Consider the following 12,852-nt stretch of genomic DNA (forward strand, 5'->3'; position numbering starts at 1 on the left):
GGCGGCCTCAGCGGGCGGTGCCCCACACCTCGTCGCACGCCCCTCGCAGCCTGCGTACCCCCTCGGCGATCTCCCCGAGCCCGGCGACCGCGGCGAAGCTCATCCTCAGGTACGCCGCCGGGGGTTCGGCCGCGAAGTACGGGCGGCCGGGGGCCACCGCGACGCCCGCGCGCAGCGCCGCTCCCGCCAGGGCCGTCTCGTCCGTGCCGTCGGGCAGGCGCAGCCACAGGAGGTAGCCGCCCGCGGGGATGTGCGGCAGGGCGAGTTCGGGCAGGTGCAGGCGGAGGGCGGCGGCCATCGCGTCCCTGCGGTCCTTCAACTCGACTGCCACGTTGCGCAGATGGCGCGGCCAGGCCGGGGAACCGACCAGTTCGAGCGCCGCCTCCTGAAGCGGTCTCGGCACGAAGAAGTGGTCGACGACCTGGATCGCGCGCAGCCGTTCGAGGACCGGTCCGCGCGCGGCGAGCGCGCTCACCCGGAAGCTCGGCGACGTGGCCTTGGTGAGCGAGCAGACGTGCACGACGACGCCGTCGGGATCGTCGGCCTGCAGGGGCCTGGGCAACGGCCCGGCGTCCGCATGGACGAGACGGCGCACGAAGTCGTCCTCGATGACGAAGGCCCCGGCCTCGCGCGCGATCCGCAGCACTTCCGGTCGGCGCTCCGCCGAGAGCACCGCCCCCGTCGGGTTCTGGAACAGCGGCTGGCAGACGAACACCCTCGCCCCCGTGGCCTTGAACGCCGCGGCGAGCAGTTGCGGGCGTACGCCGTCCACGTCCACCGGCACCGGAACCGGCCGCAGCCCCGCCGCGCGGGCGATGGCCAGCATGCCGGGATACGTCGGCGACTCGACCAGGACGGGCGCGCCCGGCGGGGCGAGCGCCCGCAGCGCCGTGGTGAGCCCGCTCTGGCCGCCCGCGGTGATCAGCACCTCGGCGGCCGTGATCGCGCCGCCGATGCCCCGTGCGAACCACTCCCGCAGCTCGGGAAGACCGTCGATCGGCGGCCTCCCCCACGCCCCGGGCCGCCGCCCCGCCCGGGCGAGGGCCGCCGCCATCGCGCGCTCGGGCTGCAGCGAGGGATGCAGATAGCCCCCGTTGAACTCGACGACGCCGTGCGAGGGCGCCGCGAGCGTGACCAGGACCCCGGAGGCGTCCACCGCGCGCGGCACCAGCTCCGTCGCCGCGTCGGCGCTCAGCGACACCTCCTGCCACGAGGTGTCCCCCGTCGGCGCCGCGGTGGCCTGCGGTTCGGCGCGGAAGACACCGGCGCCGGGCCGGGAGACGACAAGGCCCTCGGCGGCCAGTTGCCCCAGGGCCCGCGACACGGTCACCGGGCTCACCCTGAACCGGTCGACCAGCGCCCGGCTCGACGGCAGCTTTCCACCTGGAGAGTAGCGGTCCAACTCGTCCCGCAACCGTTTGGCCAACTCAGCGACGCTGCTACCCTCATGCATGACAGCACAGGATAGCGCTACTCGCCCGAGCCGGATAGCGGTCACCACCGCCCCAGCCGCCGCCCCCGCCACCGCCGCAGGGCCTTCGCAGCACAGCTCACGCCGAGCGGGCACCGTCATGGCCGCGCTCGGCGTCATCGCCTTCTCGCTCACCTTCCCCGCCACCGCCTGGGGGCTCGAGGGCATCGGCCCCTGGACGTTCGTGGCCCTGCGCTGCGTCCTGAGCGCGGTCATCGCGGGCGGCGCCCTGCTCGCCCTGCGCATCCCGCTGCCAGACCGCCGCCACTGGGCCGGGCTCGCGGTCGTCGCCGCCGGGGTCGTCGTCGGCTTCCCGCTGCTCACCACGCTCGCCCTGCAGACCTCCACCACCGCCCACGCGGCCGTCGTCGTCGGCCTGCTCCCACTGACGACCGCCGTGTTCTCGGCGCTGCGCACCGGCGCGCGGCCCTCGCGGACCTTCTGGGCCGCCGCCCTCACCGGCGCGGCGGCGGTGATCGCGTTCACCGTCCAGCAGAGCGGCGGCGACCTGTCCACCGCCGACCTGTACCTCTTCGCCTCGCTCCTGATCTGCGCGGCCGGTTACACCGAGGGCGGCCGCCTCGCCCGCGAGATGCCGGGCTGGCAGGTCATCGGCTGGGCGCTGGTCCTGTGCCTGCCGCTCGCCGTGGCGGGGGCGGCCGTCGCCCTCCAGCACGAGCCCTTCCAGCTCACCGGGCACAGCACCGCCGGACTGCTCTACGCCGCCATCGGCTCGCAGTTCCTCGGCCTGGTCGTCTGGTACCGCGGCATGGCCGCGATCGGCGTGCCCAAGGCCAGCCAGCTCCAGCTGGCGCAGCCGCTGCTCACGCTGGTCTGGTCGGTGTTCCTGCTCGGCGAGCACCTCACGATCGCCGCGCCCCTGACCGCCGCCGCCGTCCTCGTGTGCATCGCGGTCACCCAGCGGGCGCGCGGCTAGGGGCCGACGACTAGGCCCCGGGTCCCGGCACCCGACGTAGACTGACGGCCACGGAAAGCAACCGCAGGGTGGGACGAGGAGGTCGCTCCAGATGCGTGCAACCGTAGGCGACAAGCTGGTGGTCCACGGCAGGGTCGTGGGCCAGCACGACCGGATCGCGGAGGTCGTCGAGGTGCTCGGCACGGACGGCGGCCCGCCGTACCGCGTGCGCCTCGAGGACGGCCACGAGACGGTCATGTCACCGGGCCCCGACACCGTCGTACGGCACCAGGACCCGGCCTCGTAGCCCCGGACGCGGGACTCCGTCAGCGGGGTGGCTTGGCCGCCTTCGGGTAGTGGTCGGCCACCACGCGCGCCATCGCTCCGATCTTGTCCACGCCCACTTCCTTCGCCGAGAAGTACACGTGTCCGCGCGCCTGCGGGAATCCCTTGGCGTACGTGAGGTGGCGGGACAGCTCCGCGGGGTCCTGCCAGGCGGCGGGCTGCGCGGGATCGCCCGCCTTGTAGAGGGCCTCCCCCACGTACAGGCGCACGCCCGTGTCCTCGACGACATCGGCCCACCAGGGCAGCAGCTTGCCGTAGTCGGCGACGGTGAAGCCGATGTTCCAGTAGAGCTGCGGGCAGATGTAGTCGAGCCAGCCCTTCTTGACCCAGCCGCGGGTGTCGGCGTGCAGGTTGTCGTAGGTCTGCACCCCGGCCTGGGTGTCCGAACCGAGCGGATCGGTCGAGGCGTTGCGCCAGACCCCGAACGGGCTGATCCCGAACTGCGCGTGCTTGCGCACCTTCTTCACGCGCACCGCCATCTCGCGCACCAGGCGGTCGATGTTGTCGCGCCGCCAGGCGGCCCGGTCCGTGAAGCCACCGCCGTAGCGGGCGAAGGCGTCGTCGTCGTCGAAGACCTGCCCGGCGACCGGATACGGGTAGAAGTAGTCGTCCCAGTGCACCGCGTCGATGGCGTAGTGGCGCAGGGCGTCGAGCATCGCGTCCTGGACGAAGCGCCGCACCTCGGGCAGGCCCGGGTTGTAGTAGAGCTTCCCGCCGTACGGCACGACCCAGTCGGGGTGCAGCCGCGCCGGGTGCGTCGGGACGAGCCGCGAGGGGTCCGTGTGGTTGGCGATGCGGAAGGGGTTGAACCAGGCGTGCAGTTCAAGGCCCCTGCGGTGCGCCTCGGCCACGGCCGTGCCCAGCGGGTCCCAGCCGGGGTGCTTGCCCTGGACGCCGGTGAGGCACTCCGCCCACGGTTCGTACGGCGATGGCCACAACGCGTCGGCGGTGGGCCGCACTTGGAAGATCACGGCGTTCAGCCGGCGCCGTACCGCCGTGTCGAGGTGACCGATCAGCTCGGCGCGCTGCTCGGCCGCCGTGAGTCCGGGCTTCGACGGCCAGTCGCGGTTGGCGACGGTCGCCAGCCACATGCCCCGCAGCTCGCGGCGTGCAGGTGCCCTCCCGGGCACGGCTGCCGCGTCTCCCGCGGCTGTGAGACCCGCCACCATCGCGGCTGCCGCAATCGTGAAACCTCGGCGTGACATACGCCTCATCCGCTCGCCCCCTGGCCTGCGTATCCGCCGGAACAGCTGCTTGTAACGGACAGCATGCCCGACCCGGCACGTCATGCACCTGAGGTTCGGCGGTAACGTTCACCGCTGGGGCAGACACCGCATCCAAACGGGGGACTGCCCGCCCGTTGATCAGCGAAAGGCACGAGGTGACCGACTCTATGCCCGACATCGCACGCGTCGGAGTAGTGGGCTGTGGCCAGATGGGCGCCGGGATCGCGGAGGTCTGCGCCCGCTCCGGACTGGACGTGATGGTCGCGGAGACCACCGGCGAGGCCCTGGAGATCGGCCGCACCCGGCTCTACAACTCCCTCTCCAAGGCCGCCGAGCGCGGCAAGATCTCGGAGGAGGAGCGCGACGAGACGCTCGCGCGTCTCAGCTTCACGACCGACCTCGGGGAGTTCTCCGACCGCGACCTCGTCATCGAGGCGGTCGTCGAGAACGAGGCGGTCAAGACCGAGATCTTCCAGGTGCTCGACCAGGTGGTGACCCGGCAGGACGCGATCCTCGCCTCCAACACCTCCTCCATCCCGCTGGTGAAGCTGGCCGTCGCGACGTCCCGCCCCGACGCGGTCATCGGCATCCACTTCTTCAACCCGGCACCGGTGCAGCAGCTCGTCGAGCTGATCCCCGCGCTCACGACGTCCGAGGGCACGATCAGCCGCGCGCAGTCCATGGTCGAGAAGGTGCTCGGCAAGCACGCGATCCGCGCCCAGGACCGCTCGGGCTTCGTGGTCAACGCGCTGCTCATCCCGTACCTGCTCTCCGCGATCCGGATGTTCGAGTCGGGCATCGCGAGCCGCGAGGACATCGACAACGGCATGGAGATGGGCTGCGCCCACCCGATGGGTCCGCTCAAGCTCGCGGACCTGATCGGCCTCGACACCGTCGCCTCGGTCGCGGACAGCATGTACGCCGAGTACAAGGAGCCGCTGTACGCCGCTCCCCCGCTGCTCCAGCGGATGGTGGACGCGGGAAGGCTCGGCCGCAAGTCCGGCTCGGGCTTCTACCCGTACGGCTGACGCCGCTCACACCGGCATCCAGAAGTTCGCACCGCACACGGGCCCGGCACTCGATCGAGTGCCGGGCCCGCGGCGTTCACACACCGTGTGCGCGATGGGCTCGCATATGCCCTTCGCACACTCTCCCGTCCTGGCCACCAGGAGAGTTGACTTTCCGTGCGCATCAGGGGGATGGACAGCTACAGAGAGGAACGGACTTGTGACCGCCGACCCCGAACTTCGCGTGGTCCCCGAGGAACTCGCCGAGTTACGCCGCAGCTTGGACGTGGGCCTCGCCCGCGTCGACGGACAGCTCGCGTTGCTCACCCAACACGATGAACAGAGCGCCAAGAACCAGGACGAGCTGACCGTAAGGATCACCGCACTGGAGCACACTCGCTGGCCGCTGCCCGCCCTTGTCGCCCTCACTGCGATAGGTGCGCTCGCCGTGGCGATCTGGCAGGCCATCGGCCGTTAGTGCGCGTCCTGGCCAAGACGCAGGTGGTGCAGGAGAAGTAGGGCCGCCGCCATATTGGCGGCGGGTACTTCCCCGCGGGCCACCATGTCAGGGACGAGTTTGAGTGGGACCCATTCACGGCGGTCGGACTCGAAGTCGTCCTCGGGATGACCGATGTAGGTGCACTCGTCGGACCAGTAGATGTGGTGTCTGGCATCGGTGAGCCCATTGGACGGCTCGACACTCATCAGGTGTCGTAACGGGCCCGGCCGCCAGCCGGTCTCCTCCTCCATTTCCCGGGCGGCCGCATACGCGAGATCCTCCCCGTCCTCGACGACTCCGGCCGCGAGTTCCCAGCCCCAGCTGTCGGTGATGAAGCGGTGCCGCCAGAGCAGCAGCACCTCGTTGGCCTCATTGACGACGGTGGCCACGGCGACGGGCCGCAGCCGTATCAGGAAGTGATCGAGGTGCCGGCCGTCGGGCAGCTCCACATCTGCCAAATTGACCGTGAACCATCGATTTCCATACACAGTTTGTTCGCTTTGTTTCGTCCACTGCACGGTTCTGCCACCTTCCGCCGAGTAGATGGCAATATCGCAGCAGGAGGGTGTTCAGAGCAGCGTGTGGACGACGCCCGGGTTCAGCGCTCGTCAGGGCTCGCCACGGCCGACGCCGTCGTACGCGCGGCGCGCATCACAGGGGTACGCGCAGCGCCCCGTCGATGAGTTCGGCCGCCTCGGCCGTGCCCGCGCAATCGCTGCGCACCAGATGTTCCCGCACGGCCCGCAGCCGGTCGCGCAGCCGTTGGGACTCCATCCCCCGTGCCTGTTCTGCCATTTCCACCGCCGTGGCCACCGCCTCGTCGGTGTTCCCCTGGCGCAGTTCGATCTGGCTGAGCATGGCGAGCCGATGGACCCGGCCCCTGTCGTGCGCCGGAGTGTCCACCGCCGCAGCCGCGTGTTCGTACGCCCCCGAGAGGTCGCCGAGGCTGAGCAGAGCCTCCGCCACTTGTACGTTGACGAGTCCGGGCTGGACATAGCCGGTTTCGTCCGGCTCGCGCCCACGCCGGATGCGATCCGCCGCGACCTCCGCACGCCGGATGCACGACAGCGCGCTGCTGCCGTCGCCCAGGTGTGCGTACGACTTGGCCTGCATGGCGTAGAGATCGGAGGCCAGGGCCGGGGTGAGCTCGCGCCCCGCGGCGCGCAGCGCGGCCTCCGCGAAGGCCACCGCCTGGCGGTACTCGCGCATGAACAGCGACTGGTTGACGAGGAGCGCGATGACGTAGGCGCCAAGTCCCCGATCCCCGCTGGCCTTTGCCAGACGCAGCGCCTGGTGGAAATAGCGCTGGGCCAGGCCGTGCGCGTCCGAGTCGTAGGCACAGATCCCCGCGATGGCCACCAACCCGCCGGTGGATCTGTGCAGTTGGCGCCCCGTCTCGTCCGTGTAGCTGCCGCGCAGCAGCGGCGCGGCCTCGGCGTTGAGGAAGCCAACTATGCGGGTGCGGGTCGCTACGCCGCCGGTCTTGCGGTACATCTGCTCGTAGTGGGCGCGGGCCGCGCGCATCATGTCGATGTCGGCCGTGCTCACCTGGTGCCTGCCGCCACGCGAGACATCCACGTCCTCGGGCGGGTTCTCCCACTCCCAGACCGGCATCACCGCGGGTGTTCCCGTGACCGCGGGGGCGCCGAGGAGGTGGGGGCGCTGCTGTTCGTCCGAGCGCCACAAGGCCGTGGCCCGTTCCACGAACCCGGAGAGCGTCGAGGCCATGGAGTGGTGCCCGACGGCCGGCAGGCCCGGCACTCCGAGGCCGATGTCGTCGAGGGTGACGGTGCGCTGGAGTCGCCCCGCCAGCACCTCGCAGATCAGGTCGGGCACCTGGCCGCGCGGGCGCTGGCCCTTCAACCACCGTGACACGGCGGTGTGTTCGTACCGCAGGGCGAGGCCGCGCCTCTTGCCCGCCTGATTGACGTGGGCAGCCAGGCCCGCGTGAGAGATTCCCGCCTCGTCGAGGATCGCGTCGAGCAGGGTATTGGGCTGCATGGAGGCCCTCCGGTGACTCGGTGTGGCCAGCGTAGTAGAGGTGTCTTCACACGGGGTGTGAACGGAACGCCCGAATCCGGGGGGTGTGCGCTCTGCCGTCGTCACTCCCGTCACGCTTGACTGAGATTCCTCACAAGGAGGCCGGCCGGGCCGCCGGCTCCCCCTCGAAAAGTACGGCGGCCCACACCGGCGCCGCCCGGCCCCGCCGTCTGCCCGACACCTACAGGCGGGGCCGGGCGGCGCGAGGCCGGCGCAGGCTGACGGTGCGTCACGTCATGGTGCTCTGCCGGCGCACCGTCTCCCCCTGCTGCACCGGCACGCGTCGGCGGTCGTTCCGCAGGACCAACAGCGCGGCGTCGTCGGTGGGCAACCGCCCCGCGTGGCGTGCGAGTTGGGCGTACACCGCGCGGATCACCGTCTGGGGCGCGACCGGCGGAACCCGCACCGCTTCGGTGAGCGCCGCCTGGAGCGGGAAGAAACGTCCGGCCGTGTCCCGCGCGTCCTCCATGCCGTCCGTGTGCAGGGCGAGCGCCTCCCCGGGCAGGAGCGGCCCGCAGCGCAGCAGAGGCAGTTCGGCGGGGAGCGGAAAGGGTCCGAGCGGCGGCAGCGGATCCCCGTCGGAGACCTGCTCGGCGCGTCCGCTCAGGCGGTACGGCCAGGGGTGACCGCAGTTGAGCGCGGTCAGCTCGCCTTCGGGACCGATCTCCATCAGCAGTACGGTGACGAACTCCTCGGCCGGCGGACTCTCCGGCGCCGGAGCCCCGTACGCCGGGTGCTCGGCACGCGACCGCTCCCGCAGATGCCGCTCCAGCGAACGCTCCAACTTCCGCAGCACGTGCGGCAGTTCCGCCTCCTCGTGCGCCGCCTCGCGAAAGCTGCCGAGCACCGCGGCGGCCGTACCGACGGCGGTCAGGCCGTGCCCGCGCACATCGCCCATGACCACCCGGACGCCGTGCTCGGTGGCCATCACCTCGTACAGATCCCCGCCGACCGAGGCGCCGCGTGACGCGGAGAGCCGCGCGGCCGCGACCGTGAGGCCCTCGACGCGCGGCGGCAGCGGGCGGAGCAGGACGTTCTGCGCGGTGGCCGCGACCTCCCGTAGCTGACGCAGCTCCCGCAGCAGGGTGCCGCGAACCTGCAATATCAGACCGGTGCCGACCGCGAAGAAGACCACGCTGGTGACGATCCGGGCCCCCAGGCCGTCCTGCTGGGCGAGCGGGCAGAAGAGTTTGTACGTGATCGCGGCCGCGCCCCACACCGTGGGAAGGCCGAGCGTGAGGACGCGCCGGATACGCGGCGGATCCACACGGGACACCCTCGTCCCGGCCTTCGCCCGGAGCCTGGCCCGGTTCCTCGCCCGGAGCAGCGCCCGCCGGGGATCTCCAGCCCTGATACGGATCATGCCGACGGCCCCCCTACGGCCCTGTTCAGCGTGCGGACCGCACAGGCCGGACAGATCAAGGCCCTGCGGCCGCACCGATTCTGTCGACCGTATGAGCCGATCGGACCAGAGAGGCCTTACTTGTCACTCAAACGAGTGAAGGGCGTATCCGGAGGTCCGGATACGCCCTTCTTTGCGCCCCTTGTGCGCCTGGCGACGACTACGGGCGGTGACTAGGCTCCGCGCAGCACCGCGCCGGTCCGCTCGGCCGCCAGGGCGACGGCCGCGTCCCGGGCCGCGGAGGCCTCGTCGACGGTCAGCGTGCGGTCGGCCGCGCGGAAGCGCAGCGCGTACGCCAGGGACTTCTTGCCCTCGCCGATCTGCTCGCCCTCGAAGACGTCGAACAGCCGGATGGACTCGAGGAGTTCACCCGCGCCCTCGCGCAGCACCTTCTCCACGTCGGCGGCGGGCACGCCCCCGTCGACGACGAGCGCGACATCCTGGGTGGCGACCGGGAAGGTGGAGATCTTCGGGCCCTGCGGGACGCCGGTCCCCGCCTCTTCCAGACGGTCGAGGTCCAGCTCCATCGCGCAGGTGCGCGCGGGCAGACCGAGCGCCTTGACGACGCGCGGGTGCAGCTCACCCGCGTGCCCGATCACCTGCTCCGCTCCGTCGACCAGGACCACGAGCTCGGCGCACCGGCCCGGGTGCCACGGCCCGTACTGGCCCTGGCGCACAAGCAGTTCGGTGCCCGACTCGGCGGCCAGGACGCGGGCGGCCTGGATCGCGTCGGCCCACTCGGACGGCCGGCCCTTGCCCCACCAGCCGGCCTGCTCGCGGGCGCCCGCGAGGACGACGGCGGCGTGCCGTGGCTGCACGGGGAGCGCCTCGGTCAGGGAGGCGATCTCCTCGTCCGTGGGACGGCGGTCGACGGGCAGCCGGACCGCGACCCGGGCTTCGGCGCGGGGCTGGAAGACCAGGCCCGTCTCGAAGAGCGCCAGGTCGTGGCTGCCGCGGCCTTCGTTGCGGCGCAGCGCGCCGAGCAGGCCCGGCAGCAGCGTCGTACGGAGAGCGGGCTCCTCGTCGGAGAGCGGGTTGACCAGCTTCACGACCCGGCGCTTGGGGTCACCGGGCTCAAGACCCAGCTGGTCGAAGACCTGCTCGCCGATGAAGGGGTAGTTCGGCGCCTCGACGAAACCGCCGCCGGCGAGGGCGCGGCCGACGCGGCGGTGCAGCCGCTGCCTGTCGGTCAGGCCGCGGCCCGCGGGGGGCTTGGGCAGCGTCGAGGGGAGGTTCTCGTACCCCTCCAGGCGGATGACCTCTTCGGCGAGGTCGTTCGGCTCGGCGAGGTCGGGACGCCAGGACGGCACGGTGACGGTCAGGGCGTCCTGGCCGTAGACGTCGCAGCCGACTTCCTGGAGGCGGCGCACGACGGTCTCGCGGCCGTACTCCACACCGGCGACCTTGTCCGGGTGATCGGCGGGCATGGCGATGGTGTGCGGCGCGGAGGGCGCGATGACCTCGGTCACGCCGGCCTCGGCCGTACCTCCCGCGAGCAGCACGAGGAGATCCACCGTGCGCTGCGCGGCGGCGGACGCGGCCTGCGGGTCGACGCCGCGCTCGAAGCGCTTGGCCGCCTCGGAGGGCAACTTGTGGCGGCGGGCCGTGCGGGCGATGGAGATCGCGTCGAAGTGCGCGGCCTCGATGACGACGTCCGTGGTGCCGGCCGCCTCTTCGTGGTCGGCGATCTCGGTGTTGGCGCCGCCCATGACGCCCGCGAGGCCGATGGGGCCGCGGTCGTCGGTGATGACCAGGTCCTCGGCGTCGAGGACGCGCTTGGCGCCGTCGAGCGTCGTGAACTTCTCGCCCTGCTCGGCACGGCGGACACCGATCGTGCCCTGGATGCGGGAGCGGTCGTAGGCGTGCAGGGGCTGGCCGAGCTCCAGCATCACGTAGTTGGTGATGTCGACGGCGAGCGAGATCGGGCGCATGCCCGCCTTCTGCAGGCGGCGCTGCAGCCAGATCGGCGAGCGGGCCTCGGGCTTGAGGCCCGTGACCGTGCGCGCGGTGAAGCGGTCGCAGCCCATCGGGTCGGAGATCTTGACCGGGTAGCCGGAGGCGTTCGGCGCGGGCACGTCAAGGAGCGCGGGGTCGCGCAGCGGCAGGCCGTACGCGATGGCGGCCTCGCGGGCGACACCGCGCATCGAGAGCGCGTATCCGCGGTCGGGCGTGACGGCGATGTCCAGGACCTCGTCGACCAGTTCGAGCAGCTCGATGGCGTCGGTGCCGGCCTCGTGCTCGGGCGGAAGGACGATGATGCCGCCGCTTCCGTCGTCGCCCATGCCGAGCTCGTCGCCGGAGCAGATCATGCCGTGCGAGGTCCTGCCGTACGTCTTGCGCGCGGCGATCTTGAAGTCGCCGGGCAGGACGGCGCCGGGCAGCACGACGACGACCTTGTCGCCGACCGCGAAGTTCCGTGCGCCGCAGACGATCTCCTGCGGCTCGCCGGTGCCGTTGGCGGAGCCGACGTCGACGGTGCAGAAGCGGATGGGCTTCTTGAAGCCCTCCAGCTCCTCGATGGTGAGGACCTTGCCGACGACCAGCGGGCCGGTGAGGCCGGTGCCGGTCTGCTCGACGGTCTCGACCTCGAGGCCGACCTCGATCAGCTTGGCCTGTACGTCACGGCCGGTCTCGGTGGCGGGGAGATCGACGTACTCCCGCAGCCAGGAAAGCGGGACCCGCATCAGATCTCCATCCCGAAGGGCCGGGTGAACCGGACGTCACCCTCGACCATGTCTCGCATGTCTTCGACGTTGTGGCGGAACATCAGCATCCGTTCGATGCCGAACCCGAAGGCGAATCCGCTGTACTTCTGGGGGTCGACGCCGCAGGCGGTGAGCACCTTCGGGTTGACCATGCCGCAGCCGCCCAGCTCGATCCAGCCCTCGCTGCCGCAGGTGCGGCAGGGGCGGTCGGGGTTGCCCACGGACTCGCCACGGCAGACGTAGCAGACCATGTCCATCTCGGCGGACGGCTCGGTGAACGGGAAGTAGTTCGGGCGCAGGCGGGTCTTCATGTCCGCGCCGAAGAGCGACTGGACCATGTGGTCCAGGGTGCCCTTGAGGTCGGCCATGGTCAGGCCCTCGTCCACGGCGAGCAGCTCGATCTGGTGGAAGACCGGGGTGTGCGTCGCGTCCAGCTCGTCCGTGCGGTACACGCGGCCGGGGCAGACGATGTAGACGGGCGGCTCACGGCGTTCGAGAAGCGCGCGGGCCTGCACGGGCGAGGTGTGCGTGCGCAGCACGACACCGGACTCGTCGCCCGCCGCGTCCTTGGCGCCCTTCGGGCCCTCGACGAAGAAGGTGTCCTGCATCTGCCGGGCCGGGTGGTCCGGGGTGAAGTTCAGGGCGTCGAAGTTGAACCACTCCGCCTCGACCTCGGGGCCCTCCGCGATCTCGTAGCCCATCGCGACGAAGACGTCGGCGACACGCTCCATGAACGTGGTCAGCGGGTGCCTCGCACCGGCCGGGACGCGGTCGTACGGCAGCGTGACGTCCACTGCCTCCTCGACGAGCACCCGGGCGTCGCGCTCGGCCTCGAGTTCGGTCTGGCGGGCGGCGAGCGCCTTGCTGACCATGCCGCGCGCCATGCCGACGCGCTTGCCGGCCTCGGCCTTGGCCTGCGGGGGCAGCGCGCCGATCTCGCGGTTGGCGAGGGCCAGCGGCGAGGTGCCGCCGGTGTGCGCGACCTTGGCCTCCTGGAGCTTTTCGAGGTCGCCCGCGGCGGCGAAGGCGGCGAGCGCCTCGTCCCGCATGCGCTCGATCTCTTCAGGTTTCAGTGCCTCGACCTCAACAGGGTCGTACGACTTGTTCGGTGCCGACATCTCTTCCCGTGCTTCCGGTTGGCTGGTGATGGTCCCCGTCTACGACTCGGAGACGAATCGTCCACAGATCAGGGACGCAAACGTGCCAAGGATCGAGTCTAACGGGGGTGACGCGGGTGAATG

11 protein-coding genes are annotated in these 12,852 nt (G+C 71.4%); 4 read left to right on the forward strand and 7 right to left on the reverse strand.

The features are described 5' to 3' along the window. Positions 1-7 precede the first annotated feature (7 nt). Positions 8-1,453: an aminotransferase-like domain-containing protein gene (locus ACWGIH_RS37030; protein ID WP_453450096.1), complete on the reverse strand. Its 1,446-nt coding sequence runs from the start codon at positions 1,451-1,453 to the stop codon at positions 8-10. On the opposite strand from ACWGIH_RS37030, the gene ACWGIH_RS37035 reads away from it, so the two are divergent. Together ACWGIH_RS37035 and ACWGIH_RS37040 are read left to right on the forward strand one after the other, a co-directional pair. Further along, a complete protein-coding gene (locus ACWGIH_RS37035; RefSeq protein ID WP_453450095.1) occupies positions 1,452-2,408 on the forward strand; it encodes a DMT family transporter in 957 nt (318 codons plus the stop codon). The two genes, ACWGIH_RS37030 and ACWGIH_RS37035, sit on opposite strands and share 2 nt — an antisense overlap. 91 nt (positions 2,409-2,499) lie before the next feature. Continuing rightward, entirely contained in the window at positions 2,500-2,694 is a 195-nt protein-coding gene (locus ACWGIH_RS37040; RefSeq protein WP_453450094.1) for a DUF1918 domain-containing protein, read from the forward strand. Positions 2,695-2,713: 19 nt separating this feature from the next. On the opposite strand, the gene ACWGIH_RS37045 is transcribed toward ACWGIH_RS37040, so the two are convergent. Further along, the gene (locus ACWGIH_RS37045; protein WP_453450093.1) at positions 2,714-3,946 is read right to left on the reverse strand and encodes a glycoside hydrolase family 10 protein; all 1,233 of its coding nucleotides are present in this window, start codon (positions 3,944-3,946) and stop codon (positions 2,714-2,716) included. A gap of 179 nt (positions 3,947-4,125) precedes the next feature. Between ACWGIH_RS37045 and ACWGIH_RS37050 the strand changes: the two genes are divergently transcribed. Together ACWGIH_RS37050 and ACWGIH_RS37055 are read left to right on the forward strand one after the other, a co-directional pair. After that, the gene (locus tag ACWGIH_RS37050; protein ID WP_363210927.1) at positions 4,126-4,986 is read left to right on the forward strand and encodes a 3-hydroxybutyryl-CoA dehydrogenase; all 861 of its coding nucleotides are present in this window, start codon (positions 4,126-4,128) and stop codon (positions 4,984-4,986) included. Positions 4,987-5,185: 199 nt separating this feature from the next. Then, complete coding sequence (locus ACWGIH_RS37055; RefSeq protein ID WP_453450092.1) at positions 5,186-5,443, forward strand: hypothetical protein; 258 nt, start codon at positions 5,186-5,188, stop codon at positions 5,441-5,443. Here the strand turns inward: ACWGIH_RS37055 and ACWGIH_RS37060 are convergent. The 5 genes from ACWGIH_RS37060 to pheS all read right to left on the reverse strand — a co-directional run bounded on the left by ACWGIH_RS37060 (position 5,440) and on the right by pheS (position 12,729). Continuing rightward, positions 5,440-5,982: an NUDIX domain-containing protein gene (locus tag ACWGIH_RS37060; RefSeq protein WP_160503895.1), complete on the reverse strand. Its 543-nt coding sequence runs from the start codon at positions 5,980-5,982 to the stop codon at positions 5,440-5,442. The two genes, ACWGIH_RS37055 and ACWGIH_RS37060, sit on opposite strands and share 4 nt — an antisense overlap. Before the next feature lie 133 nt (positions 5,983-6,115). After that, the gene (locus ACWGIH_RS37065; protein WP_453450091.1) at positions 6,116-7,465 is read right to left on the reverse strand and encodes a transcriptional regulator; all 1,350 of its coding nucleotides are present in this window, start codon (positions 7,463-7,465) and stop codon (positions 6,116-6,118) included. Between the two features lie 268 nt (positions 7,466-7,733). Next, positions 7,734-8,780 carry a PP2C family protein-serine/threonine phosphatase gene (locus ACWGIH_RS37070; RefSeq protein ID WP_453450090.1) on the reverse strand — a complete coding sequence of 349 codons (1,047 nt, stop codon included), beginning with the start codon at positions 8,778-8,780 and terminating at the stop codon, positions 7,734-7,736. A gap of 299 nt (positions 8,781-9,079) precedes the next feature. Further along, on the reverse strand, positions 9,080-11,590 hold the full coding sequence (gene pheT, locus ACWGIH_RS37075; protein WP_453450089.1) for a phenylalanine--tRNA ligase subunit beta: 2,511 nt from the start codon (positions 11,588-11,590) through the stop codon (positions 9,080-9,082). Further along, the gene (pheS, locus tag ACWGIH_RS37080) at positions 11,590-12,729 is read right to left on the reverse strand and encodes a phenylalanine--tRNA ligase subunit alpha (RefSeq protein ID WP_453450088.1); all 1,140 of its coding nucleotides are present in this window, start codon (positions 12,727-12,729) and stop codon (positions 11,590-11,592) included. The genes pheT and pheS overlap by 1 nt, the downstream gene beginning before the upstream one ends. Positions 12,730-12,852 lie beyond the last annotated feature (123 nt).

The organism is Streptomyces sp. NPDC054872, assembly GCF_053610705.1.